Annotated in this window: 21 protein-coding genes and 1 tRNA gene; 15 read left to right on the top strand and 7 right to left on the bottom strand. The window is 64.7% G+C overall.

Annotation, left to right across the window (positions count from 1 at the left end; all coding sequences use genetic code 11):
- The first annotated feature begins 24 nt into the window (after window positions 1-24).
- Together AC4NN3_RS05220 and AC4NN3_RS05215 are read left to right on the top strand one after the other, a co-directional pair.
- Window positions 25-101 (top strand) — tRNA-Pro (locus AC4NN3_RS05220).
- 68 nt (window positions 102-169) lie between these two features.
- Complete coding sequence (locus AC4NN3_RS05215; RefSeq protein ID WP_491926027.1) at window positions 170-1,147, top strand: phosphotransferase enzyme family protein; 978 nt, start codon at window positions 170-172, stop codon at window positions 1,145-1,147.
- A gap of 7 nt (window positions 1,148-1,154) precedes the next feature.
- Here AC4NN3_RS05215 and AC4NN3_RS05210 read toward each other — a convergent pair whose 3' ends face one another.
- The 5 genes from AC4NN3_RS05210 to AC4NN3_RS05190 all read right to left on the bottom strand — a co-directional run bounded on the left by AC4NN3_RS05210 (window position 1,155) and on the right by AC4NN3_RS05190 (window position 7,198).
- Window positions 1,155-2,447 (bottom strand): O-antigen ligase family protein, encoded by a 1,293-nt coding sequence (locus tag AC4NN3_RS05210; protein ID WP_491926026.1) that lies wholly within the window; start codon window positions 2,445-2,447, stop codon window positions 1,155-1,157.
- A gap of 8 nt (window positions 2,448-2,455) precedes the next feature.
- A complete protein-coding gene (locus AC4NN3_RS05205) occupies window positions 2,456-3,910 on the bottom strand; it encodes a glycoside hydrolase family 183 protein (RefSeq protein WP_491926025.1) in 1,455 nt (484 codons plus the stop codon).
- A 7-nt stretch (window positions 3,911-3,917) separates the two neighbouring features.
- Window positions 3,918-5,432 (bottom strand): undecaprenyl-phosphate glucose phosphotransferase, encoded by a 1,515-nt coding sequence (locus AC4NN3_RS05200; protein ID WP_491926024.1) that lies wholly within the window; start codon window positions 5,430-5,432, stop codon window positions 3,918-3,920.
- A gap of 72 nt (window positions 5,433-5,504) precedes the next feature.
- Window positions 5,505-6,635 (bottom strand): glycosyltransferase family 4 protein, encoded by a 1,131-nt coding sequence (locus AC4NN3_RS05195; RefSeq protein ID WP_491926023.1) that lies wholly within the window; start codon window positions 6,633-6,635, stop codon window positions 5,505-5,507.
- Between the two features lie 11 nt (window positions 6,636-6,646).
- Window positions 6,647-7,198: a polysaccharide biosynthesis/export family protein gene (locus AC4NN3_RS05190; protein WP_491926022.1), complete on the bottom strand. Its 552-nt coding sequence runs from the start codon at window positions 7,196-7,198 to the stop codon at window positions 6,647-6,649.
- Window positions 7,199-7,346: 148 nt separating this feature from the next.
- On the opposite strand from AC4NN3_RS05190, the gene AC4NN3_RS05185 reads away from it, so the two are divergent.
- Complete coding sequence (locus tag AC4NN3_RS05185) at window positions 7,347-9,611, top strand: GumC family protein (protein WP_491926021.1); 2,265 nt, start codon at window positions 7,347-7,349, stop codon at window positions 9,609-9,611.
- A gap of 12 nt (window positions 9,612-9,623) precedes the next feature.
- Window positions 9,624-10,664 carry a polysaccharide deacetylase family protein gene (locus tag AC4NN3_RS05180; protein ID WP_491926020.1) on the top strand — a complete coding sequence of 347 codons (1,041 nt, stop codon included), beginning with the start codon at window positions 9,624-9,626 and terminating at the stop codon, window positions 10,662-10,664.
- Here the strand turns inward: AC4NN3_RS05180 and AC4NN3_RS05175 are convergent, their stop codons facing one another.
- A complete protein-coding gene (locus AC4NN3_RS05175) occupies window positions 10,665-10,871 on the bottom strand; it encodes a DUF2842 domain-containing protein (RefSeq protein WP_491926019.1) in 207 nt (68 codons plus the stop codon).
- Window positions 10,872-10,949: 78 nt separating this feature from the next.
- On the opposite strand from AC4NN3_RS05175, the gene AC4NN3_RS05170 reads away from it, so the two are divergent.
- From AC4NN3_RS05170 to AC4NN3_RS05140, 7 genes are all read left to right on the top strand, one after another.
- Window positions 10,950-12,026, top strand: coding sequence for a COX15/CtaA family protein (locus AC4NN3_RS05170; RefSeq protein WP_491926018.1), 1,077 nt, complete (start codon window positions 10,950-10,952; stop codon window positions 12,024-12,026).
- A gap of 165 nt (window positions 12,027-12,191) precedes the next feature.
- Window positions 12,192-12,656, top strand: coding sequence for a 50S ribosomal protein L13 (rplM, locus tag AC4NN3_RS05165; RefSeq protein WP_193336225.1), 465 nt, complete (start codon window positions 12,192-12,194; stop codon window positions 12,654-12,656).
- A 1-nt stretch (window position 12,657) separates the two neighbouring features.
- Window positions 12,658-13,140, top strand: coding sequence for a 30S ribosomal protein S9 (rpsI, locus tag AC4NN3_RS05160; protein WP_491926017.1), 483 nt, complete (start codon window positions 12,658-12,660; stop codon window positions 13,138-13,140).
- A 108-nt stretch (window positions 13,141-13,248) separates the two neighbouring features.
- A complete protein-coding gene (locus AC4NN3_RS05155; RefSeq protein ID WP_491926016.1) occupies window positions 13,249-13,884 on the top strand; it encodes a hypothetical protein in 636 nt (211 codons plus the stop codon).
- Window positions 13,885-14,061: 177 nt separating this feature from the next.
- Window positions 14,062-15,432, top strand: coding sequence for a dicarboxylate/amino acid:cation symporter (locus tag AC4NN3_RS05150; RefSeq protein WP_491926015.1), 1,371 nt, complete (start codon window positions 14,062-14,064; stop codon window positions 15,430-15,432).
- A 129-nt stretch (window positions 15,433-15,561) separates the two neighbouring features.
- Window positions 15,562-15,831 (top strand): metalloregulator ArsR/SmtB family transcription factor, encoded by a 270-nt coding sequence (locus AC4NN3_RS05145; RefSeq protein ID WP_491926014.1) that lies wholly within the window; start codon window positions 15,562-15,564, stop codon window positions 15,829-15,831.
- A complete protein-coding gene (locus AC4NN3_RS05140; RefSeq protein WP_491926013.1) occupies window positions 15,828-16,469 on the top strand; it encodes an SdpI family protein in 642 nt (213 codons plus the stop codon). The genes AC4NN3_RS05145 and AC4NN3_RS05140 overlap by 4 nt, the downstream gene beginning before the upstream one ends.
- Here AC4NN3_RS05140 and AC4NN3_RS05135 read toward each other — a convergent pair.
- Window positions 16,462-17,778 carry a glycosyltransferase gene (locus AC4NN3_RS05135; protein WP_491926012.1) on the bottom strand — a complete coding sequence of 439 codons (1,317 nt, stop codon included), beginning with the start codon at window positions 17,776-17,778 and terminating at the stop codon, window positions 16,462-16,464. The two genes, AC4NN3_RS05140 and AC4NN3_RS05135, sit on opposite strands and share 8 nt — an antisense overlap.
- Before the next feature lie 408 nt (window positions 17,779-18,186).
- Here AC4NN3_RS05135 and AC4NN3_RS05130 point away from each other — a divergent pair, with 408 nt between their 5' ends.
- From AC4NN3_RS05130 to recJ, 4 genes are all read left to right on the top strand, one after another.
- Window positions 18,187-19,398: an LL-diaminopimelate aminotransferase gene (locus AC4NN3_RS05130; RefSeq protein ID WP_491926011.1), complete on the top strand. Its 1,212-nt coding sequence runs from the start codon at window positions 18,187-18,189 to the stop codon at window positions 19,396-19,398.
- A gap of 280 nt (window positions 19,399-19,678) precedes the next feature.
- Window positions 19,679-21,019 (top strand): homoserine dehydrogenase, encoded by a 1,341-nt coding sequence (locus tag AC4NN3_RS05125; RefSeq protein WP_491926466.1) that lies wholly within the window; start codon window positions 19,679-19,681, stop codon window positions 21,017-21,019.
- 163 nt (window positions 21,020-21,182) lie between these two features.
- Window positions 21,183-22,169 (top strand): class II fructose-bisphosphatase, encoded by a 987-nt coding sequence (gene glpX, locus AC4NN3_RS05120; protein ID WP_491926010.1) that lies wholly within the window; start codon window positions 21,183-21,185, stop codon window positions 22,167-22,169.
- Window positions 22,170-22,215: 46 nt separating this feature from the next.
- The gene (recJ, locus tag AC4NN3_RS05115; RefSeq protein WP_491926009.1) at window positions 22,216-24,003 is read left to right on the top strand and encodes a single-stranded-DNA-specific exonuclease RecJ; all 1,788 of its coding nucleotides are present in this window, start codon (window positions 22,216-22,218) and stop codon (window positions 24,001-24,003) included.
- Window positions 24,004-24,050: the final 47 nt, after the last annotated feature.

Raw genomic sequence — 24,050 nt, 5'->3', positions numbered from 1 at the left:
GGCTTCTCTATGTCTCCGCGCAGTCGGGGCGTAGCGCAGCTTGGTAGCGCATTTGTCTGGGGGACAAAGGGTCGCAGGTTCAAATCCTGTCGCTCCGACCATCACACTCACAACGGCCTGGTTTCGCCGCTGCAGCTCTGCTGCAGGCGGCTGACTGTCGGAGTTGCCAATGCCCATGACCGTACAGGACATTGCGCCGGCCCTTTTGCTGTGGCCCCAAACGCAGGGGGGCAGTGCCGCCCTGGTCAATTACTCAGAGAACCACACCTTCCGTATCGATTGCCCGGGTGGCCGCAGCTTCATGCTGCGCGTGCACCGCGCCGGCTATCAGTCGGGGCAATCCATCGACAGCGAACTGGCCTGGCTGCTGGCGCTGCGGCGCGACACCGAGATACCCGTGCCCCAGCCGGTTGCCGGTGCCGACGGCCGCCTGCTGCAGGCGTTCCGCGGGCCCGATGGCACGGACCATCTCGCCGTGCTGTTTGATTATATTGCCGGCGACGAACCCTGCCTGGAGAGCAATCTGGTCGGCCTGTTCGGGACGCTGGGGCGCTACGCGGCGACCCTGCACCGCCATGCCACTACCTGGCCGCGCCCCGCCGGCTTCACCCGCCAGAGCTGGCAGGCCTCGACGATCCTCGATGCCGATGGCCCGTGGGGCGACTGGCGCCTGGCGCCGGGTATCAACGCATACAACCGTCCGATCCTCGATCGCCTCGACGCGACGCTGTGGATGCGCCTGGCCGAATATGGCCTGGACCCGTCGCGCTATGGTCTGATCCATGCCGACATGCGGCTGGGCAACCTGCTGGTGGATGGCGACGTGGTGTCCCTGATCGATTTCGACGATAGCGGCTTCTGCTGGTTCACCTATGACTTTGCCGCCGCCATCTCCTTCCACGAAACCCATCCGCTGGTGCCCGCGCTCAAGGCGGCCTGGCTGGCCCAGTATCAGGCCGTTCGCCCCCTCTACGGCATGGACATCGACTCCATCAATGCCATGGTCATGCTGCGGCGCATGTCGCTCCTGGCCTGGATCGGCTCACATGCCGAAACCGGTCTGGCGCAGTTGCATGCGCCCGGCTTCGCCGATGGCACCGCCGACCTGGGCGAGCGCTACCTGCGCGGCACGCTCTGGCTGGATTAGTGCGGTATCAGCGCCCGACGCTGGCAGTCGGTTGGGGCGGTGTCGCGGATGGCCTGGCCATCCGACGGGGACGCGCCCTGCCGGCCGGCCCGGTCGGGCTGATATTGGCAACGCTCAATCCCCATACCAGCCCATAGAACAGCCAGCTGTGGCGCCAGTGCTCACCCTCGTGCAGCGTCGAGCAGAAGATGATGCCGACCAGCGAGATGAGCAGCGCGATCGGCAATTCGTTTCGGGTCCGGCGGTAGTTGCGCACTGACACCACCACGCTGCCGATGGCCAGCGTCACATAGCTGATGCCGCCGCCCCAGCCATAGTTGACGAAGGAGCTGAGCCAGATGTTGTGGATCGGTTCGGGGAAGATCTTTTCGAGCTGCAGCACCCCGATGCCGATCGGATTCTGCAGGATCATCGGCAGCACAAGCAGATAGCGGTGATAGCGACCTTCCTCGCCGAGGTCATAATCCTTGGCAAAGGTGAGCCGGTCCATGAGCTTGGCGGTGAATTCGGCCGAGGTGAGGCCGGCAATGACGAACAGCACCACGCTGGTCGTCACCAGGCCGCCGATGATCAGCAGCAGCCGGCGCGGATTGCGCCGGTTGTGGAAGAACACATAGGCCGTCAGGCAGAAGATGGCGGCTACCACGGCGATGCGCGAAAACGAGAGCAGGATGCCGAGCAGGGCAATCGCCAGCGCGCCGCTGAGCAGCACCTTGCTGCCTCGCCCCCGAGACAGGAAATAGGCGCAGAACACCACGGCCGGAATCAGGAAGGAGCCATACATGTTGGGATCGTCGATCAGGCCCTTGGCCCGGCCATCCCAGGTCAGCAGCTCCATCTGGGTCAGAAAACCCACCGTGCCCAGCAGCGAGGCAATGACGCAGGAGGCGATGTAGACCATCATGAAGGTCTCGAAATGGCGCTGGTTCCAGCTCATCGAGACAAAGGCGCCAATCACGCCGATCGAAATGGCAAAGGTCTTGGCGAGGAGCTCGAAGGCGACGAATTCCTGCCCCAGATGCGGCAGCGAGGCGATGAAATAGGACATGGCCCAGGCGCCCAGCAGCAGCGCCAGGTGCACTGCCCGCCGCGTCACCTCCTGGCGCCGGAACAGGGTCAGGTGCACGAGGGTGATCAGGAACGAGCCGATGAACAGCATGTCGACCGGCGAGGGCCGCATCAGCGTGTAGTTCATGGCCAGCACGGCGATCAGGAAGACCATGTTGCGGGTGCTGAACACGGCAAAGCGCAGCCCGTCGAGGCTGACGCCGATCGCGCCGGGTCCCGTACGGGTGTCCACGCCCGTACTCACGGCGCCAGCCCATAACCGAGCAGGAAATCCATGTCGCCCAGACGCTCGCAGTCGGCAGCGCTGGAGGCGAAGTGCGTCTGCGCGGTCACGGCATAGCAGCGATAGATGGGCACCGTGCCTGGCTGCTCGGCGGCATAGAGCCAGCCCGCGCTGCGGTCCCGGACATAGCCCTCGCCACAATAGCCATCCTCGGCCAGCAGCTGGTCGAGATGTCCGCGGCCATTGCTCGAGCATTCGGCCAGTTTGATGCTGGCAATGCCCTCGGGCGGGCGTGTCAGCATATAGGCCACCACTTTATTGTTCTGATAGGCCTGCCGGTCGCCCGTCAGCGGTCCGGTCGAAGTGACGTAGATATGCCGCTCGGGATCCGACCAGCGCGACAGGGCCGTCCCGACCTGCGCCCGCAGCGGCTTGTCCGCCACTGACAGCGACACCTCGTGATGCACGAGGTAGCGGCTCTCGAAGCCCTTGCCGGGCGGGACATAGATATAGCTGAGCAGGAAATCCTGGTTGACGATGTTGCTGCCATTGTCGGGATTGAGCATGGTCGCATAGGCCACCAGGTCGGATGCCGCGGGCCGGTTCCAGTCCGACCCGTCAATGGTCAGCAAGGGTTCGTCGAGATCGACAAAACTCACCTTGTCTGCCGACAGCGACAGCCGCACGCCGCCAAACCACGGATCGGTGGTGACGGTGGCAACCTGGGCGAGGTCCTGCAGATAGGCGGCGGCGGGCCCGAAAAAGCCGATGGCGGTAGCTGCGCCATCCAGCCCCGGTTCATTCCAGGCGCCGTCGTTGAATTTGTGCCAGTCCGTCGGGTCGCTTGCCGGGGCCCGCGCGACAATGGTCTGCCAATCCGAATTGCGCAGGCAATAGGCATAGAGAAAGGCGTCCATGCCATCGACCAGCGCGCAGTCGCCTTCGCCGGATATGGACCCCTTGCGCTGGACATCCGGTCCGCTGATGACGGTGCCGAGGTCGGTCCAGGTCAGTCCCTCGTCGGATGAGCTGGCAATGGCCATGGTCTTGTCCGTCTGCCCCTGCGGGCCATAGTCACAGATGCTTTCCTGATGCACGAAGCCGAGCACCACGCCGCCGGTGCGCGTCGTGCTGGTCAGCCAGCGCCCGCACTCGTTCTCCTTGCCGGGCTCGCCCGGCTGCATGACCACACGGCGCGCGCCGCCCAGGTCCCAAAGGCTGGTGCCGTCAATGGCATAGGTTGCTCCATTGGCGCTAAAGCCGCGAAACGACCCGTCGGCGAGCCTGAGGGCGGTAAAGGTCGCGTCAAGCTCGTCCGGAAATGGGCCGCGGACGACCGTGGGTGGCCCGACCCGGACGCTCAGGCAATCCATGCACAGCGCGCTCTCGGCCCGCGTCACCGCCACGGAAGCGGTAATGCCAAGCATGGCCAGTGCTGCAATTCCGGCGGCTCGGAGCAGGGCAATGCGCATCACGGCCTCAATACGCGTTTTCGGAATTGAACAGGCTGAACGGCGTCATCACCACGATGTAGAGGTCGAACAGCAAGGACCAGTGCTCGATATAGTAGAGGTCGTGGTTCACCCGCTGCATGATCTTGTCGATCGTGTCGGTCTCGCCGCGCCAGCCATTGATCTGCGCCCAGCCCGTCATGCCCGGCTTGACCCGGTGGCGGGCGAAATAGCCCTCCACGGCCTCGTAATAGAGCTGGTTGTCGGCCTTGGCCTGCAGCGCATGCGGCCGCGGGCCGACGATGGACAATTCGCCCTTGAGCACGTTGAACAGTTGCGGCAGCTCGTCGATCGACGTCTTGCGAATGAACCGGCCGACGCCGGTGACACGGGCATCGTCCTTGGTGACCAGCGTGGCGGCGCCGGCATCGGCCATGTCGGTGCGCATCGAGCGGAACTTGAAGATATTGATCAGCTCATTGTTGAAGCCGTGCCGCTTCTGGCGAAAAAAGACCGGCCCGGGACTGGTGAGCTTGATGGCCAGCGCGGTCGCCAGCATGACCGGGCTCAGCAGCACCAGGGCTGTCAGCGCGACGGTCTTGTCGAAGACCCACTTGAATACCAGGTTCCAGTCCGAGATCGGCCGGTCGGCCATATCGAACACGGCAATGTCACCCACATAGGAATAGGCCTTGTTGGTGAACTTGAGCTTGCTCATATGCGCCGACAGCCGGATGTCCACCGGTAGCACCCAAAGCTGCGTCAGCATGTCGAGCACGCGCTTTTCGGCCGATAGCGGCATCGACACGATCACCAGGTCCACCGCAGTCCGCCGGGAGAAATCGATGAGGTCGGCAACCTTGCCCAGCTTGGCCACGCCGGCCACGCTGTCGGGCGAGCGCACGTCGATGCGGTCGTCGAACAGGCCCAGCAGCGCAATGTCATTGCTGGCGCTGGCCCGGACCTGGTTGATCAGCGTCTCGGCATCGCCGCCGCCACCGACGATGACCGTCCGTCGACGCAGCCGGCCCTGCCTGGTCCAGCGCAGCACCAGGCTGCGCAGCGCCATGCGATAGACCACCAGCAGCACCGCGCCGCCGGCAAACCAGCTGGCCAGCCATACCCGCGAGAACAGGTCGCCGCCCTTGAAAAAGAAGATGCCTACGGCCAGCACGACCATGACCAGCGTCCAGCTCGCCAGCACGCGGCCCGTCTGGTTGAGCACCGTGCGATAGGCCGTTATGCGGTGCGTCCGGGCCGCATTCATGACCACGTTGGCCAGCAGGCACGCCGCCAGGATCACCGGAATGTAGAATGCCGGCTGTCCCAGGGAGACATAGACTTCGTAGATGCCGTAGCCCAGCGCCGCCAGCAGCAGCGCTTCAACGATCTGCGCGACGCCAACGACCACCGCGCCCGACATGACTTTTTCGGCCGGCGCCGCGATCACCGCCTCGGCGGCGGCGGACAGGGGGCCGCCAGCGCTGGCCCCGGTTTGCCGGGCAGCGTGATCTAGGGCCTGCTTGGGGTCGACGCGATACATGGGGGTTACCGATCCAGAACTCTCGCCGCCATTGTTCCCCAGAAGGAGTTTAGGTTCGGTGAAGTCCGGCGCCTAAACTGGCTGTGCCAGTCGCGTGTAAAGCGCTTCGATCTCGCCGGCCATGCGTCCGAGTGAAAACTGCTCGGCGATATAGTCTGCCCGAACCGTCATCTGTGCTGCCGCTGCCTGCGGATCGTCGAGCGCAGCCTGCATGGCGGCGCGCAATGCCTTGATATCGGCGGACGGCACCAGGCTGGCCGCTGTCGGGCCGAATATTTCGGGTATGCCGCCCACCCGCGTGGCGATCACCGGCAGCCGCGCGGCTGCGGCTTCCAGCACGACATAGGGCAGCGACTCCGCCAGCGATGGCACAATGGCGATGCGGCCGCGGGCAAAGCTGGGCCGGGCGGGCTGGGCGCCGACCAGGGTGACGTGGTTGACCAGCCCCAGCGTCTGGATCTGCGCCTCAAGGGCGGCACGACGGGCACCGTCGCCGACCATCACCAACGTCGCCGGCTGGCCGTCCGGCCGGGTCACGCCCGCCAGGGCGTCGATCAGCACATGCACGCCCTTGAGGTCGCGCAACTCGCCGACAAAGACAAAATCGGCCGCATCGGCATCAGGCGCAACCGGCACGAACTCGTCGGGCGCCAGTCCGTTGTGGATGACCTGGGTGGGGCAGGTGGGCGGACCGATCAGCGCCGCATACGTCGCTTGGGCATAGGCGCTCTCGAACACGATGGCGCCGGTGCTGGCCAGCAGGCGACGCTCCAGCAGGTGGAAGATCCGGCCAGAGACGGATGCGGCTTCAAAATGCAGCACGCCGCCATGCGGTGTATAGACTGTCGCGGGCGCGCTGCCGCCAAATGCCGCCAGTCGGGCATAGAACCCGCCCTTGGCGCCGTGGCCATGCAGCACGTCGATATGCAGCGATCGGTGCAGCCGACGCACTGCCAGCGGGGTCACCAGATCGCCGCCGCCCAGCAGGCGCGGCATGGTGAAGCGATGGATGCCCAAGCTGGCATGGGGCAGCAGGGCGGTCAGGCGGTCTTCCGTCTGCGCGTCATTGGCAAGGCTATCGACCACCAGGCCCACGCTGTGGCCGTGCGCCGCAAGCGCCCGGGTAAGATCGGCAACATGGCGGAACAAACCGCCCACCGGCGCGCGCATGATCTGCAGAATACGCAGCTTGCGCGCGCTCATGGTCAGCTCCGTCAGAACCACCGTTCCGGGATCACGATCGTGTCGCCGGGGAAGATGGGGAAATCCAGATTGACGCTGCCCTTGACCATCTGCCCGCCCTGGCGGCGATAGACCACCGCGCTTTGCCGGTCGGCCGTGTCGGTAAAGCCGCCGGCTGTGCTGATGGCGGCGCGGACCGTCATGCCGAAGACATAGGGAAACTGGCCGGCATTGTCGATTTCGCCCTGGATGAAAAATGGCCGGTACTCGGCCACTTCAACCGCAACGTCGGGGTTACGCATGTAGCCATTGGCCAGCGCGGCGGCAATATTGCCGGCAGCCATTTTGGTGGTGGCGCCGCGCACCTGTACCGGGCCGACCAGCGGGAACGCCACGGCGCCGCTGTCATCGACCTTGTAGGTGCCCGTCAGTTCCGCATCGCCATAGACGGTCACCCGTACGGCATCGCCGGTGTCTAGTTGATAGGGGCCCTTTGTCTCCACCAGATAGGTGGCGGGACGCGTGGTGGCGCATGCCGCCAAGGGCAGCATCAGGGCAAGACATAGCAGGGGTAGCCAGCGCATCATGTTCCCGGCATTTGGAGTTGCCGCAGTGTCGCTTCCCCATGGTTAACAAACCTTTCGCAGCCGACGATGTTGCCGAGATTTGTCTGGTTTAACCAAATGCTTACCACGTCGTGTCCATAAAACAGGGCATCAACGAGGAATAGCAATGACCTATGAGTCACCCGCCATGCGCGACGACCGGATCGACGTTGCCGCGCTGTTTGGCGCTGTAGCGCAGCGGCTGCCGCGCATCATTGTGCTCACTCTGGTCCTGCTCGCTGCGGCCTTTGCCGTGCTGATGTTCATGCCGCGGCTCTATGAGTCCTCGGCCTCGATTCTCGTGGAAGATCGCAGCAGCGTCTATACCCGCGCCGCCAACGAGCAGGCGCCGTCCTCCTCGAGCAGCGACACGGGTGTCGTTTCCAGCCAGATCGAACTGCTCAAGTCGCGCGACACCCTGCTGACGGTCATCGATCAGCTCGACCTGCGCTCGGTTGCCGAGTTCAATGGCGGCGACGGCGGCGGCTTCTCGCCCATGGCTCTCATCGGCCGTCTGCTGGGCCGGAAGGCCACGCCGCTGAGCATTGACGAAACCGTGCTCAACAATCTCTACAGCCGTCTCGCCGTCAGCCAGGAGCGGGACTCCCGCCTGATCTCGGTGACGGTGCAGTCAACCGATCCGCAGCGCGCCGCCGATATCGCCAATGCCGTCGCCAATGCCCATGTCGCCCGGCGCGCCCAGCTCTCGCTCTCCGACACCGCCGTGGCGTCGGGCTGGCTGCGCGACGAAATCGACCGCCTGCGCGTGGTGGTCAACGAGACCGAAACCGCCGTCGCCAATTTCAAGGTCGCCAATGACCTGTTTGTCGGCAGCAACAATACCGGCTTGGCGGACCAGCAGCTGTCCACCATTGCCAGCCAGATCAGCGCCGCCCAGGAGCGCAAGAGCACGGCCCTGGCCCGTGCCAGCCTGATCCGCGGCATGCTGGAGCGCGGCCAGTCCATCGAGGGCGTCGCCGATGTGCGGGACTCTGCCGTCATCCAGCAGTTGAGCGAGGACAAGGCCCGGTTGCAGGGCGAAATGGCCCAGCGCTCCGCCACCTTGCTGTCGAGCCATCCGACCATTCGCGCCCTCACCGCGCAGATCCGTGAGCTCGACAACCAGATCGCCATTGAGGGCCGTCGGGTCGCCGGCGCCCTCGACGCTGAAGCGCAGATCGAGGCCGACCTCGAAGTCTCGCTCAAGGCGGAGCTGGACAATGCCAAGGTCTCCGCCTCCACTGCCACCCAGGATACCGTCACGCTTGACGAGCTGCAGCGCGAGGCCAAGGCGCAGCGCGACCTGCTCGAGGGCTATCTGCAGCGCTATAACGAGGCCTTTTCCCGCACCGAGACCAACTCGGCTCTGCCCGACGTGCGTGTCGTCAGCCTGGCGGCCCCTTCGGTTACGCCGGCCTCGCCCAAGATCCAGCTGGTCCTGGTTGCCGTCGGCATAGTCGCCGTCCTGGCCCAGATCGGCGTGATCCTGTTCGCCGAACTCATGTCCGGCCGGGCCATCATCACCGGCCGGGAGGTCGTTCGGCCCCAGGACGAGCTCGATGAAGTGCCGTTCTCGCCAGCCGAGCTGGAAGCCGAACAGCTGGCCGCTACCAGTGACAGCCAGGCCGACGAAGAAGGTGCCGACGAACCCGATCTCTTCGCCGCGCCCGAACCCGTGATCGAGCTGCCGCGGTCCACCGCGGTCACCGACATGGGCGCGGCCGATGCGGATGCCACCGTTGCCCAATCCCGGCTGATCGAGGAACTGGCCGCCTTGGGCAGCCTGCCGGCCAATGACCCGGCACCCGTATCGCCGGCCCACCGTGCGGCGCCAGCCGCCATCGCGGACGCCATCACCCTGGCCGATCTGACGGCCGATCTTGTGCTGGGGCGCACCCACCTGGTCATGCTGGCCGCCCATCGTGCCAACGCCGATTGTGAGGCTTTGGCCGAGGAGCTGGTCGCCGATGCCCAGGCCCGGGGCCTCAGCGTGGCGCTGGTCGATGCCGGCAGCGGCCGCCTCAGCGAACTGCCCGGGCTTTCCGATCTCAGCAGCGATACGGCCAGCTTCGGCGACGTCGTCCACAAGTCGACCGACAACAGCTTTGCCGAGATCCCCTGGGGACGGACGCGCTCGATCACCCGCAAATCCACCAAGCCGCTGACCCTGGTCGAGGCCCTGGGCGACATCTATGAGGTCGTGGTGCTGCTGACCGGCCGCGTCGGCATGAACTCGGCGCTGCCCATGTTTGCCGATCTCGATGGCCGCGTCGTGCTAGTTGCCGGCCCCGAGGATGAGGGCGCCGGCATCGAGGACAGCCGCGCGCAATTGCTCGATGCCGGTTTCAGTGCCGTCGATGTCACGCTGGGGCCGGTTCGCGTCGCGGCCTGATCGGAGCCTGCCATGTCGGCCAAGTACGCAGCCATCCGTGCGCTTTTCGAGCTGATCTGGCTCTCGCGCCTGCCGGGGCTGCTACGCGCCCTGTCACGGTCGCGCGGGGTGATCTTCACTTTGCATCGCGTGCTGCCGGAGGCGCCGGCCGACTTCTCCCCCAATGCCATATTGCAGATCGAACCGACCTTTCTCGACTATGTCATCGAGCGGGTGCGGGCGCTGGGCATCGATATCGTCAGTCTCGACGAAGCGCTGGAACGCCTCGCGGCACCGGGCAAGACCAAGTCCTTCGTCGTGCTGACCTTTGACGATGGCTACAAGGACAATCTGCGCCATGCGCTGCCCATCCTGCGGCGGCACGAGGCGCCGTTCACGCTCTATGTCCCGACCGCCCTGGTGGACGGGGTGGGGGAATTGTGGTGGCAGGCCATCGAGGACATCATCGCGCGCCGGGACGCGGTGGCCCTGCAGCTCGGCAACCAGACCGACTATGTCGAGACGCGCACCCGTGCCCAGAAGCAGTCAGTGTTCGCAGCCCTCTACGGCCAGATGCGCCAGCTGCCCGAAGACCAGCGGCTTGCTTTGCTGCACCAATTCGCCGCGGCCTATGGCTTTGATCTGGCCGCGCAGTGCCGCGCGCTGATCATGGACTGGTCGGAACTGCGCCACTTTGCCGCCGAACCGCTCTGCACCATCGGCGCCCATACAGTTCACCACTATGAGCTGGCCAAGCTGCCGCTCGCCCAGGCCCGCGACGAGATGGCCCAGTCGGCCGATATTCTGCTGGCCCAGTTTGGGCAGCGGCCGCGACATTTTTCGTATCCCTTGGGCGGCCCGCAATCGGCGGGCCCGCGGGAGTTCGCTCTCGCCAGGGAGCTCGGCTTTGCCTCTGCCGTCACCACGCGACCCGGCGGACTGTACCCGCACCACGCGGACGATCCTCATGCGCTGCCGCGCATTTCCCTCAACGGCTACTTTCAGTCTCGCCGCTATGTCGATGTTTTCACGACCGGAGCAGTATTTTCGCTGCTGGGCAGGATTACTGGCTGATCAGGCGTCCGGCCGGGACATCCAGCGGATGATGGCCATGGCGGGGTAAAGCCAGCCCATGCCGGCGAGCATGAAATAGGGCATCAGGATCCAGATCGGCAAATCGGGCGGAAAAGCCAGATAGACCGAGGTGAAGATCGACAGCCAGGCGATGATCGACCCCAGGATGAGGAAGACACCGGTCAACTTGCGGTTACGCTGGGTCATGTGCGGCATCGCGCCTATTGCAGGAGAACTCGGTGGGGCATACCACTCGGCCCGGTTGATCGACACCGGGAAATTGCTGTGACCACCGTTCACAATGCCGCACTGAGTGAAACACACTATGCCAGCGACCGCCTGCGGCCCGTCCGCATCTGGCTTTATGCCATGGCGGCCATGGTACTGCTGATGGTGGTCGTGGGCGGCATTACCCGGCTCACCGAGTCGGGGTTGTCGATCACCAGCTGGAAGCCGATCTCGGGCATCATTCCGCCGCTCAATGATGCGCAGTGGCAGGCCGAATTCGATGCCTACAAGCAGATCCCGCAGTTCGAAGTGAACAATAGCTGGATGAGCGTGGATGACTTCAAGGTCATCTTCTTCTGGGAATTCGTCCACCGCCTGCTCGGGCGCCTGCTCGGCGTCGCCTTCCTTGTGCCTTTCCTGGTCTTTCTGGCGCAGAAGCGCTTCACCCCGCAACTGGCCTGGCCGCTGTTTGGCCTGTTCATTCTGGGGGGCTTTCAGGGGGTGCTGGGTTGGTGGATGGTGTCTTCGGGCCTCAGCGAACTCACCTCCGTGTCGCAATATCGCCTGTCCGCCCATCTAACGGCCGCCTCCTTGCTCTTCATCGCCCTGGTTTATCTGCCGCGCTCACTTGAACCGGGCAGGCTCACCGGCCCCGAGCCGACCCGCAATATGGGTTGGGCCGTGATGCTGCTGGCACTGCTCATTCTGCAGATCGGGGTAGGGGGCTTCGTTGCCGGCCTTGATGCGGGCATGGGCTACAATACCTGGCCGCTGATGGATGGCGCCCTCGTGCCCGACGGCCTGGGTGCCATGCAGCCCGCCTGGCGCAACCTGTTCGAGAATGCCCTTACCGTGCAGTTCATCCACCGCACGCTGGCCTACATCATCGTCGCCTATGTCGGCGTCATGCTGTGGCAGCAGCAGCGTGCCAGTGGGGGCTTTGCCGGCCTGCAGGGCTGGCTGCCACGGCTCGGCCTGCTGGTCGTGCTGCAGGTGGTCCTGGGCATTGGCACGCTGCTGATGGCGGTGCCGATCAGCCTGGCCGTTGGCCACCAGGCCTTGGCCTTCATGCTGGCCGGCGTCACCATGGCCTATATCGCCGACATGCGCCGCGCCGCCCGCACCACGCTGTAGGGTGCAATTCTGCGGTAATATAATACCGCAATAGTAAGTCATTGATTTTGCTAACTAAAATCTAGCCTATTGACGGGATGCGGAATCCCTCATACACGGGCCCTCGAACGTGCCGCTTTTCCTGTCTGGAAGGTCGGTCACTCCAGGAATTTAGGGAATTCAAGCATGAGCACTTACTCGGCAAAACCGAGCGAGATCGACAAGAAGTGGATCCTGATCGACGCCCAAGGGCTCGTCGTGGGTCGCGTTGCTTCGATCATTGCCAGCCGTCTGCGCGGCAAGCACAAGCCAACCTTCACCCCACACATGGACATGGGCGACAACATCGTTGTCATCAATGCCGACAAGGTGAAGCTGACCGGCCGCAAGCTGGACCAGCACAAGTTCTATTGGCACACCGGCCATCCCGGCGGCATCAAGGACCGGACGGCCCGCGAGATCCTCGAAGGCCGTTTCCCTGAGCGCGTGCTTGAGAATGCGGTTCGCCGCATGATGCCGGGCGGTCCGCTGACCCGTGCGCAGCTCAAGAATCTCCGCGTCTACACCGGCGCTGAGCATCCCCATGAAGCGCAGAACCCGGCCAAGCTGGACGTTGCTGCGATGAACCCCAAGAATGCGCGGGTGAAGTAATATGGCCGAAACCATCAACTCCCTCGAAGATCTCGGCACCTCGGCTGTCGCGCCTGTCGTCAACACCGCACCGGTACACGTTCAGAAGCTTGACGCCCAGGGCCGTGCCTATGCCACCGGCAAGCGCAAGAACGCGGTTGCCCGCGTCTGGATCAAGCCAGGCAAGGGCACTGTCACGGTCAATGGTCGTGAATTTGCCGCCTACTTTGCTCGTCCCGTGCTGCAGCTGATCGTCAAGCAGCCGATCGTGGCGACTGAACGCACCGACCAGTACGACGTTGTCGTCACCGTTGCCGGCGGCGGTCTCTCCGGCCAGGCCGGTGCTGTCCGTCACGGCATCTCCAAGGCGCTGAACTTCTTCGAGCCGGGCCTGCGCCCAGTGCTCAAGAAGGGTGGCTTCCTGACCCGCGACAGCCGCGTCGTCGAACGCAAGAAGTACGGCAAGGCCAAGGCCCGCAAGTCCTTCCAGTTCTCCAAGCGTTAAGCTGGAACTGTCGATATTTGGAAAGGGTCGGGCAACCGGCCCTTTTTCTTTGTCACCGGCGGCGGTCTCGCCCCTGGCAGCGCGCCGATCCACGCCTATGTAAGATCCATGCCCAGCCTGGTTACCCGCTTTCACCTTCTGCTTCTGGCCGTGACGCTCGCCATTACCGGCGTGGCGCTGCTGCGGATTCCCGCCACCTTCGCCTTTTCCGCTCATTGGTCAGGCAGCGCGGCCGACTGGCTCTGGCCGCGCGACCTGGCTCTGGCGGGTGCGCCCATCCTGGCGCTAGCGCTACTGGTGGGCTTTTTCGTTCTGGGCCGTCTGCTGACCCGGAATCAGTTTGCCAAATCCCAGCACATTCTCGATCCCCTGCTGAGCCTCCTGCTGGGCGTGCTCGCCGCCACCCAGCTTGGCCTCCTGCTGGCAGGGATCGGCTCTGACCTCGATGTGATCCGCCTCACCGGCTTTGGCCTGGGCATTGTCCTGCTGGTGCTAGGCGTGGTGCTGTTCGAGGCCGAACGGCACACCTATGCCGGCTTGCGCATGCCCTGGCCGATTGCCACCGACGCCGCCTGGACCCTGGTGCATCGCGCCACCGGCACTGCTACCTCCCTGGTCGGAATGGGGCTGCTGGTTCTGGCCTGGTTCGACGTGGGTATCGGCTTGCTGTCGTTGGCTTTTGCGTCAGCCATTGTCATTCCCGGCCTCGTGGCCGGACTCACCACGCTGCTTGGCCGTCTCTAGCTGTTTTCGCACAGCGATTGTCGCAACCGCCCCGGCTACGGCAGGATATTCCGGCCAGCCACCCACAATTGGAAATCCATGCGCCGCGGACCTGCCACCAAGAGCGTAGGGTGCTGCGCAATAATGAGGCTGTTCGCTCAGATTTTGAGCATCGCTTCGCCATTGGATAGGTCCGCCATGTCGCCCACTACCGTTTCCGCCGCCGCACCGCGCCCGGCCAAACCCTTTTATCGCAGCTTCGGCTTCCAGGTCCTCGCCGCCATGGTCATCGGCCTGCTGTTGGGCTTTGTCGCCCGCCAGATGGGTCCCGATCTTGCCGGCAATGCCAACTGGCTGACCCAGACGCTGGCCACCATCGGCTCCACTTTCGTCTCGCTGCTGCGCGCGCTGGTGCCGGTCCTGGTCTTCACCGCCATCGTCGCCTCCATTGCCAATCTGCGCGAGCTCAACAATGCCGCCCAACTGGTCTGGCAGACGCTGCTGTGGTTCGCCATCACCGCGCTGATCGCTGTGTCCATCGGCATCGCGCTGGGCCTGATCATCCAGCCCGGCCTGCATACCGCTGTCACGGCCGAGGCGGCTAAGCTGCCGTCGTCTTCCGGCTCCTGGCTGGACTTCCTCAAGGGATTGATCCCGTCCAACATGCTGGGCCTGCAGGCCTCCACCCGGGTCACCGACGGCGCGGCCACCACCAGCCTCAACTTCAACGTGCTGCAGATCCTGGTCATCGCCATCGCCGTGGGCGTCGCCGCCCTGCGCGTCGGTCCGGCGGCTGACGGCTTCCTGGCCTTCAACCGCTCCTTCCTCAAGATCATCCACAAGATCCTCTGGTGGGTGATCCGCCTGACGCCGATCGGCACCATCGGCCTGCTCGGCAATGCCGTGGCCGTCTATGGCTGGGACGCGCTGGCGCAACTGGGCTGGTTCTCGGCCGCCATCTATATCGGCCTGGCCCTGGTCCTGTTCGTGGTCTATCCGGTCCTGCTGCAGGCCAATGGCCTCAACCCCATCCGCTACTTCCAGAGCGCCTGGCCGGCCATCCAGCTGGGCTTCGTCTCGCGCTCTTCGATCGGCACATTGCCGCTGACGGAACGCATCACCGAGCAGAGCCTGGGCGTGCCGCGCGAATATGCCGCCTTCGCCGTGCCGCTGGGCGCCACCACCAAGATGGACGGCTGCGCCGCCATCTATCCGGCCATATCAGCCATCTTCGTCGCCCAGTTCTTCGGCATCCAGCTTGGCCTGCAGGAATACCTGCTGATCGTCTTCGTCTCGGTGCTGGGCTCGGCCGCCACGGCGGGCCTCACCGGCGCCGTGGTCATGCTGACGCTGACGCTGTCCACCCTCGGCCTGCCGCTCGAAGGCGTCGGCCTGCTGTTGGCAGTCGATCCGATCCTCGACATGGGCCGCACTGCCGTCAATGTGGCTGGTCAGGCGCTGGTGCCCACCATCGTGGCCAAGCGCCAGGGCATCCTTGACCAGGCCGTCTATGACCGCGGCGAGAGCATCGACGCGCTCGACGTCAACGAGGCCGTCCCGGCGCAATAGCGCCGCCAATCTGCCGATCAAGCTAGAGGGGAGGGCGCGCGCCTTCCCCTTTTTTGCGCCGCTATTTCGTCTTGACACTAATTAGCATGAAAGCTAATTAGTGAAGCAACGAAATAGATGGATCGCCGTGTGGGTATCAACACCGTCTTCGAAGCGCTGTCGCATCCGGTACGCCGCAAGGTGCTTGGCCTGCTCAAGTCCGGGCCGCTGAGTGCCGGCGACCTGGCCGCGCATTTCGACATCAGCCGGCCCACGCTGTCGGTCCATTTCGCCAAGCTCAAACAGGCTGAGCTCGTCGCCGTGCAGCGGCAGGGCACCAGTCTGATCTATCACCTCAACACCTCCGTGCTCGAACAGGCACTGGCGGATGTGATCTCGCTCAAGGAGCAGGACCAATGACCTTCAAGGACATCTTCAGCCCGGCCACCCTGATTGTCGCGGCGGCTCTGGCCATCGTCACCGTCATTGGCTTTGTCGTGGTCCCGGGCGACGCCATGCTCCCCGTGCACTGGGGCATGACCGGGCAGGCCGACGGCTTCCTGCCGCGCAATGCGGCGCTGCTCCTCCCGCCAGGCTTTGCCGCCGCTATGCTGCTGCTCGCTGCCGTGCTGGTCCGCTACGCTCCCGCCGACCGGCTGCAATCCGGCCGTCACCTGCTGGCGGCCATGCTGCCGGTGCTGCTGCTGCTCTTTGTGGTCATCGCCACCGGCATGGTCCTGATCGGCGCCGGCTTCGCCGTGGACGTGGTCCGGTTGATTGCCGCGGGCCTTGGCATCCTGCTGCTCGTCATGGGCAATGCCCTGCCCAAGACGCAGCCAAACCACTATGCCGGCATCCGGCTGCCCTGGACGCTGTCCGATCCGCTGGTCTGGCAGAAGACCCATCGCGCGGCCGGACTTGCCAGCATGCTCTGCGGCCTCCCCTTGCTGGCCTTGGCCGGGGTCACCGCTGACGCCGTGGTCCTGCTGGTCGGCATTGCGGCGGCATTCCTGCTGCCGATTGCGGTCGGCCTACTGGCCGCTGCCCGGGTCAACTGACCTTTTTCAGCACCGACTTGATCTTCTTGGGTTTCTTGGCGCCGACAACGGCCGGCACATAGCTGTCCATCACCCGCTCGATCACCTTGATCGCATTGCCGGTGCCGTCCTCGGCATGCAGCTTTTCGGCAATCTCGGTGGCGTTGCGGCGGTAATCGGGATTGGTGGTGAGGTCGGCCAGCGCACCGGCCAGGATTTCCGAGGTCAGCTTGCGCAGTCGCACCGGCTTGGGGCCGCAGCCCAGCTCATAGACGCGACGGCCCCAATAGGGCTGGTCGACCAGCTGCGGCACGACAAAGGTCGGGCGGCCCAGATGCAGTCCCGCCGAGGTCGTCCCGGCGCCGCCGTGATGCACCACCGATGAGACATATTTGAACAGCTTGTCGTGTGGCGCCTTCTCGATGGCGAAAATGCTGTCCGGCAGGTCCTCAGGATTGATGCCGCCCCAACCGCGCGCGACGACGGCCCGGCCGCCCCACATGGCGACGGCTTCCTTGAGGATCTTGGTATTGCGCTCGGCGCCGAACGGCATCGAGCCGAAGCCGATATAGACTGGCGCGTCACCCTCGGACAGGAACTTCTGGAATTCCGGGGAGGGCTGCCAGTCCGAACGGTCCTTGAGCTGCCAATAGCCGGTGACGATGGCGCTCTTGGGCCAGTCGCGTGGCCGCGGCGACACCACGGAGGAATAGGGATAGAGCGTGGTCAGCGGCGTGCCGTCGGTATTGCGGAAAAATCCGCCCTTCTTGCGCGCATCCAGCCCCATCAGCTCCCGGCGCAGCTTGTTGCGCGGCAGGTTGTAATAGATCTGCTGCACCGTCATGGCGGTGTAGCTCAGCTTGTTGAAAGCCGGTCCGAAATCGGCGCCATAATACATGCAGAGCGGAAATTCGCTGGTCGAATTGAGCGGCTGCAGCGCTACCATGATGGCCGGTACATGCAGGGCCTCGGCGATGTCGATGCCGAAGCTGGTATTCATGTTGAGGATCAGCATGTCGGCGCCCTGGCACATGTTCCAGGCATGGCGGGCCGCCGTGTCGACGATCTGCTGGCCCTGGCGGAGCAGGGAAGGGCCGTTGATGAGCATGGACTGGCTCATCGCATTCTCGAAGCGCTGCTGCGTCAGGAAGGATTGGATCGAAGGCCCCAGCGTATGGAACTCGATGCCATAGCCTTCGACCATGCCCTCGAATTCTTCCGAGGCGCCCAGGACGACCGAATAACCGCGGTCCTTGAGCGCGATCGCGAGCGCGAGATAGGGTTGAACGTCGCCCTGCGTGCCGATCGTGACAAGGGCAATCCGCTTCAAGTGTCTCACCTCATATGGCAGCCGTTGAGCCCAGAAATGGCGTTCGCTGCGCCATTTACAATACCTCGACGAGGAATTATGAACGGCTGTCTAAAGTTGATTTCAATACAAAAAACGCTTCCGAAGGGCAAGGGACATGCAGTCTCTGTACACTGTTGCTAGGGTTGGAGCCTCGCTCGCCGGCAGTGCAGTGGCCGCGCCTGCGCGTCTGGCGGCAGCGGCAAACGCCCGCTAGCTCTTCCCGCATGGCCCTTTCGGGCCGGGAAGAGCCGAATATCCCAGGCCGCCCTTGCGGGTTTTAACCCGTTTACAATCATAATTCCGCGATAATCGGCCCCATAATGGGGTTTGGCGCCCTATGCGCGTCGCGGCCCAGGTCAGGTCCTCAAACGGACCGCAGAGGAAATCATGAGCGAAGAGTTCCATCGCATCCGCCGTCTGCCCCCCTATGTCTTCGAGCATATCAACCCGATCAAGGCCAAGGCGCGGGCCGAAGGCGTCGACATCATCGACCTGGGCATGGGCAATCCCGACCTGCCAACGCCCGACCACATCGTCAAGAAGCTGCAGGAAACCGTGCTCGATTCGCGCACGCACCGCTATTCCAGCTCCAAGGGCATTCCCGGCCTGCGCAAGGCCCAGGCCAGCTATTATGGCCGCCGGTTCGGTGTGAAGCTCAACCCCGACACCCAGATCGTGGCCACGCTGGGCTCAAAGGAGGGCTTCGCCAATATGGCGCAGGCCATCACCGCGCCCGGCGATGTGGTGCTGGTGCCCAACCCGACCTATCCCATTCATTCCTTCGGCTTCATCATGAGCGGCGGCGTCGTCCGCTCCATGCCGGCCGACCCCAATGAAGACTTCATGCGCTCGCTCGACCGGGCCGTGCGCCACTCCATTCCCAAGCCCATCGCCCTGGTGCTCAACTATCCGGCCAATCCGACGGCCTATACCGCCACGCTCGATTTCTACGCTGAAGTGGTCAAGTATTGCCGCGAGCACGAGATTTTCATCCTCTCCGACCTGGCCTATTCCGAGATCTATTTCGACATCGACCCGCCGCCTTCCGTCCTGCAGGTGCCCGGCGCCATCGACATTGCTGTGGAATTCACCTCGATGTCCAAGACCTATTCCATGCCCGGTTGGCGCGTCGGCTTTGCCGTCGGCAATGAACGCCTGATCGCCGCGCTGGCCCGGGTGAAGTCCTATCTTGACTACGGCGCCTTCACGCCGATCCAGGTCGCCGCCACCGCCGCGCTCAATGGCTCGGACGATGTCATCGACGAGATCCGCAAGGTCTACAAATATCGCCGCGACGTCATGGTGGAGAGCTTTGGCCGCTCCGGCTGGGACATTCCTGTGCCCAAGGCGACCATGTTCGCCTGGGCCCCGATTCCGGCGCAATACGCCCATCTCGGCTCGCTCGAATTTGCCAAGCTGCTGATCCGCGAGACCGGCGTCGGCGTCGCGCCGGGCGTTGGCTTCGGCGAATATGGCGACCAGTATATCCGCCTCGCCTTCGTCGAGAACGAGCAGCGCATCCGCCAGGCCGCGCGCAACGTCAAGAAACTGCTCGGCGGCAAGGCCGGCGCCGGCAATGTGGTGCCGCTGGCAGGCTGATCGACCTGCATCTGGCCATGCCGACCAATCGGGCGGCATGGCCCGGATTTGCAAGGCTTTTCAGCAAACTCCTATTGACGGCTAGGCATAATCCTATGCAGATGTCGCCACCATGAGCGATATCCAGTCCTTCCGCCAAGCCGTCGAAACCTTCATCTCCGCCCGCGGGTGGACGCCGACCCGCTTCGGGCGCACGGTGGCGGGCGACCCGCTTTTCGTGTTCGACCTGCGCGAGGGCCGCGAACCGCGCTCGGACACCCGCACCCGCATCCTCAAGGCGATGCAGGAATTCGGCGACGGCACCGCGCTGCCACCGCTGCGCGTCGGCGTGGCGGGTCTGGGCAATGTCGGCGCCACCCTGGTGCGCATCCTGCAAAAGGACGGCGCCGAGCTCACCAAAAAACTTGGCCGCCAGCTGGTGGTCACCGCCGTGGCCGCCCGGTCGCGCTCGCGCGATCGCGGCATCGACATCTCGGAACTGGACTGGTTTGACGATCCGGTGGCCCTGGCCAAGTCCGATGGTATTGATCTCTTCGTCGAGCTGATCGGTGGCGAAGACGGCCCGGCTTTGGCTGCCGTAAAGGCAGCGCTGGAGATCGGTCGCCCCGTGGTCACCGCCAACAAGGCGCTGCTGGCCAAGCATGGTACCGAACTGGCCAAGCTGGCCGAGGATACCGGCGCCCAGCTGGGTTTCGAGGCCGCGGTCGCCGGCGGCATTCCGGTGATCAAGACCCTGCGCGAGGGGCTGGGCTCGGCCCGCATCGCCAAGGTCTTCGGCATCATGAACGGCACCTGCAACTATATCCTCACCCGCATGGGCAATGAGGACATCTCCTTTGCCGATTGCCTCAAGGATGCGCAGGCGCTCGGCTATGCCGAGGCCGATCCGAGCTTTGACGTCGACGGCTACGACACCGCCCACAAGCTGGCCATCCTGGCCACGCTCTGCTTCGGCTATGAGCTGGCGCCCGACAAGATCCGGGTCGAGGGCATTACCGGCATCACCCAGCACGATATCCAGGTGGCGGCCGATCTCGGCTACAAGATCAAGCTGCTCGGCATTGCCCAGCGCACCGATGATGGCATCGAGCAGCGCGTCCACCCCACCTTCGTGCCCAAGGGCAGCGCCATTGCCGGCGTTGACGGGGTGATGAATGCCGTGGCGCTCGAAACCGACCACGTGCACGAACTGCTGCTGGCCGGCCCGGGCGCTGGCGGCCCGCCGACGGCCTCGTCGGTGCTGTCGGACATTCTGGACATTGCCCGCGGTACGCGGGTGCCGCCGCTCGGCGTCCCGTCCGATGAACTGCTGCCCTATCGCGAGGCGGCCATGCGTCCGCATGACGGCGGCTACTATATCCGCCTTAGCGCCAAGGACGTGCCCGGGGCGCTCGCCGCCATCGCCACCCGCATGGGTGAGCGCGGCATTTCCATCGATTCTGTCATCCAGCGGTCCGATCTGAGTGCCAAGGCCATCGCACCCGATGGCTCGCCCACCCGCACGGTGGTGATGATCACTCAACAGACTTTGGAATCGGCCGTGCGTGAATCGCTTGCGCAGATCGCCGCCGACGGGTTTATCGTCGGGCAACCGCAATTGATCCGGATCGAAACGCTCTAGATCACCGGCAAGGTGCATTGAGAGTGCGTTGGGACGGGTCGGGAAGACGGGTTGTCGAGAACCGGCGCGCAGCGTGCGTTCTGCACGTGAGCACCGGAAGCGGAGAGAACCTGGATTCGCAGGCCGTCATCACGCTCTCGCGATGTGCCTTGAGGGAGGACACATGAAACTGAGCAAAGTCGAGGGCGGCAAGAGCCCCGCCAACCTGCACCGCAGCCTGGCACTCGAACTGGTGCGCGTCACCGAGGCCGCCGCCATCGCCGCCGCCGAATGGCGCGGCAAGGGCAATGAAAAGGCCGCCGATGACGCGGCCGTGCAGGCCATGAAGGCGCAACTGGACAGCGTTGCCATTGCCGGGCGCATCGTCATTGGCGAGGGCGAGGAAGACGAATGCGATGACCTCTATATCGGCCAGGCGGTCGGTCTGGGCAGCGGTCCGCAGGTCGATATCGCCGTCGACCCGCTCGAAGGCGTCACCCTCTGTGCCAAGAACCAGCCCGATTCCATCGTTGTCCTGGCCATGGCCGAGCGCGGCGGCCTGCTCAACGTCGCCCGTAACGTCTATATGCACAAGATCGCCATCGGCGCCGAATATCCTGCCGGCACCGTGCATATCGACTGGACCGCCACCCAGAACGTCAACGCCCTGGCCAAGGCCAAGGGCGTGCCGCTCAATGAAATCACCGCCATCGTGCTCGACCGGCCGCGCCATGCCGGGCTGATCGAGGAACTGCGCGCCACCGGCGTAGCGGTCAAACTCATCAGCGACGGCGACATTGCCGGCGTCATCCATGCCGTCAGCACCGAGGACACCGGCATCGACATCTATCTCGGTTCTGGCGGTGCGCCCGAAGGCGTGCTGGCCGCAGCGGCCCTGCGCTGCATCGGCGGTCACATGCAGGGCAAGCTGATCCTCGATACGCCGGCCAAGCGCGAACGCGCCCGCGAAATGGGCATTACCGATCCAAACCGTATCTATGACGTTACCGATCTGGCGGCCGGCGACGTGCTGGTGGCTGCTACCGGCGTGACCGACGGCACCCTGCTTGAGGGCGTACGGCTGCGCCGCCACCGCGTCGAGACCAGCACCGTGGTCATGCGCTCCTGGAGCCAGACGGTACGCTGGATCAAGGCGCGGCATGCGCGGTGAGGGGATAGACCTTTCGCCCCGCGTCCAAATCGCCTACCTCTGAGCCATGCTCGATGCGCCGCGCCCTTTTCTTGATGTCTCCCGCTCGGTCACGGGCCGCGCCTGGGTGGATCGTCTCGATCCAGCCGCCACCCGCATCGCCACGGCAATTGCCCAGCGCAATGGCACGTCCGAGATCCTGGCCCGGGTCATGGCGGCGCGCGGTATTGCCCTGGATGACGCCGAAAAATACCTTGAGCCCACCATTCGCGGGCTGATGCCTGACCCGTCCACGCTGACTGCCATGGACGCGCTGGCTGACCGACTGGCCAAGGCGGTCGCCGACAATGAATCGGTAGCCCTGTTTGGCGACTATGACGTCGATGGCGCCTGCTCCTGCGCCCTGATAGCGCGTTATCTTCGCCACTTCGGCCTCGAACCGCAGGTGCATATCCCGGATCGGATCTTTGAGGGCTATGGTCCCAATATCGCGGCCATGGACAAGCTGATCGATGCCGGCGCCACGCTGATCATCACGCTCGACTGCGGCACCACCAGCGAAAAACCCATCGCCCATGCCCGCAGCCGCGGCGCCGATGTGCTGGTCATCGACCACCATCTGGCCGATCACGCGCTGCCCGACGCCAATGCCCTGGTCAATCCCAACCGGCCCGACGACATTTCCGGCCTGGGCTACCTCTGCGCCGCCGGCGTGACCTTCATGGTGCTGGTCGCCGTCAACCGGGTGTTGCGCCTGCGCGGCGATACCGGGCTGCCCGACCTGCTCAAGCTGCTCGACATCGTCGCGCTGGGCACGATCTGCGATGTGGTGCCACTGGTCGGGCTCAACCGCGCCTTTGTCGTACGCGGCCTCGAGGTCGCCCGCCGCGGCGACAATGTCGGCATTGCCGCTCTGGCGCTGGCGGCCCGGGTCTCGGGCCCGCTCAACCCCTATCACCTGGGCTTTCTCATCGGCCCGCGCATCAATGCCGGCGGCCGCATCGGCAATGCCGCGCTGGGCACCGAACTGCTGACCGTCGAGGATGAGCATCATGCGCTCGCCATCGCCGCACGCCTCGACGACCTCAATACCGAACGCCAGCGCATCGAGGTCGAGGCGGTCGAGGAAGCCGTCGCCGTGGCCGAGCTGGAGATCGGCAGCGGCGAGGGACCACCGGTGCTGGTGCTGGCCTCGGCCAACTGGCACCCCGGCGTTGTCGGCCTCATCGCCTCGCGCCTCAAGGACCGCTTCGAACGCCCCGCCTTTGCCATCGCGCTCAATGCCGACGGCACCGGCACCGGCTCGGGCCGTTCCATGCCCGGCGTCGATCTGGGCAGCGCCGTCATCCAGGCCGTCGAGACCGGCCTGATCGTCAAGGGCGGCGGCCATGCCATGGCGGCCGGCATCACCATCAAGCCGGGTCAGCTCGGGACCTTCCGGGCCTACCTTGCTGACGCCCTGTCGGTCGACGTCGCCATCGCCCGCGCCGCCACGGCCCTCAAGATCGACGCAGCGCTGACCGCGCGCGGCGCCAGCATCGACCTGGTCAAGGATCTCGAGCGGGCAGGGCCCTATGGTTCGGGCAATCCCGGACCGGTCATCGCCTTTCCCGCCCATCGCGCCAAGTTTGCCCAGGTGGTCGGCAAGGGCGGCCATGTCAGCTTTGCCCTGGTCTCCGAAGACGGCGCCCGGCTCAAGGCGATCGCCTTCCGTGCCGCCAGCACCGCCATCGGCGACGCCCTGCTGCGTGGCAACGAGGGAGCCTTTCACTTCGCCGGCAGCCTCAGCATCGATCACTATCAGGGCCGTGAGCAGGTGCAGTTCCGCCTGATCGATCTGGCAAAACCCAAGTGAAATCAGAAACTTTGTGCTGATCCACTCCGTAACTGCATGCGTAACAA

It is taken from the genome of Devosia sp. MDV22-iso42 (genome assembly GCF_058629155.1).
Note: the sequence above shows the minus strand (reverse complement) of the source record. Positions and strands in the feature narration are given on the sequence as shown.

Bases quoted from the DNA above. Each gene is read 5' to 3' on its own strand.
- AC4NN3_RS05215 (WP_491926027.1), top strand. From the start codon at position 170: ATGCCCATGACCGTACAGGACATTGCGCCGGCCCTTTTGCTGTGGCCC.
- AC4NN3_RS05205 (WP_491926025.1), bottom strand. From the start codon at position 3,910: ATGCGCATTGCCCTGCTCCGAGCCGCCGGAATTGCAGCACTGGCCATG.
- AC4NN3_RS05200 (WP_491926024.1), bottom strand. From the start codon at position 5,432: ATGTATCGCGTCGACCCCAAGCAGGCCCTAGATCACGCTGCCCGGCAA.
- AC4NN3_RS05195 (WP_491926023.1), bottom strand. From the start codon at position 6,635: ATGAGCGCGCGCAAGCTGCGTATTCTGCAGATCATGCGCGCGCCGGTG.
- AC4NN3_RS05190 (WP_491926022.1), bottom strand. From the start codon at position 7,198: ATGCGCTGGCTACCCCTGCTATGTCTTGCCCTGATGCTGCCCTTGGCG.
- AC4NN3_RS05185 (WP_491926021.1), top strand. From the start codon at position 7,347: ATGACCTATGAGTCACCCGCCATGCGCGACGACCGGATCGACGTTGCC.
- AC4NN3_RS05180 (WP_491926020.1), top strand. From the start codon at position 9,624: ATGTCGGCCAAGTACGCAGCCATCCGTGCGCTTTTCGAGCTGATCTGG.
- AC4NN3_RS05175 (WP_491926019.1), bottom strand. From the start codon at position 10,871: ATGACCCAGCGTAACCGCAAGTTGACCGGTGTCTTCCTCATCCTGGGG.
- rplM (WP_193336225.1), top strand. From the start codon at position 12,192: ATGAGCACTTACTCGGCAAAACCGAGCGAGATCGACAAGAAGTGGATC.
- rpsI (WP_491926017.1), top strand. From the start codon at position 12,658: ATGGCCGAAACCATCAACTCCCTCGAAGATCTCGGCACCTCGGCTGTC.
- AC4NN3_RS05155 (WP_491926016.1), top strand. From the start codon at position 13,249: ATGCCCAGCCTGGTTACCCGCTTTCACCTTCTGCTTCTGGCCGTGACG.
- AC4NN3_RS05150 (WP_491926015.1), top strand. From the start codon at position 14,062: ATGTCGCCCACTACCGTTTCCGCCGCCGCACCGCGCCCGGCCAAACCC.
- AC4NN3_RS05140 (WP_491926013.1), top strand. From the start codon at position 15,828: ATGACCTTCAAGGACATCTTCAGCCCGGCCACCCTGATTGTCGCGGCG.
- AC4NN3_RS05130 (WP_491926011.1), top strand. From the start codon at position 18,187: ATGAGCGAAGAGTTCCATCGCATCCGCCGTCTGCCCCCCTATGTCTTC.
- AC4NN3_RS05125 (WP_491926466.1), top strand. From the start codon at position 19,679: ATGCAGGAATTCGGCGACGGCACCGCGCTGCCACCGCTGCGCGTCGGC.
- glpX (WP_491926010.1), top strand. From the start codon at position 21,183: ATGAAACTGAGCAAAGTCGAGGGCGGCAAGAGCCCCGCCAACCTGCAC.
- recJ (WP_491926009.1), top strand. From the start codon at position 22,216: ATGCTCGATGCGCCGCGCCCTTTTCTTGATGTCTCCCGCTCGGTCACG.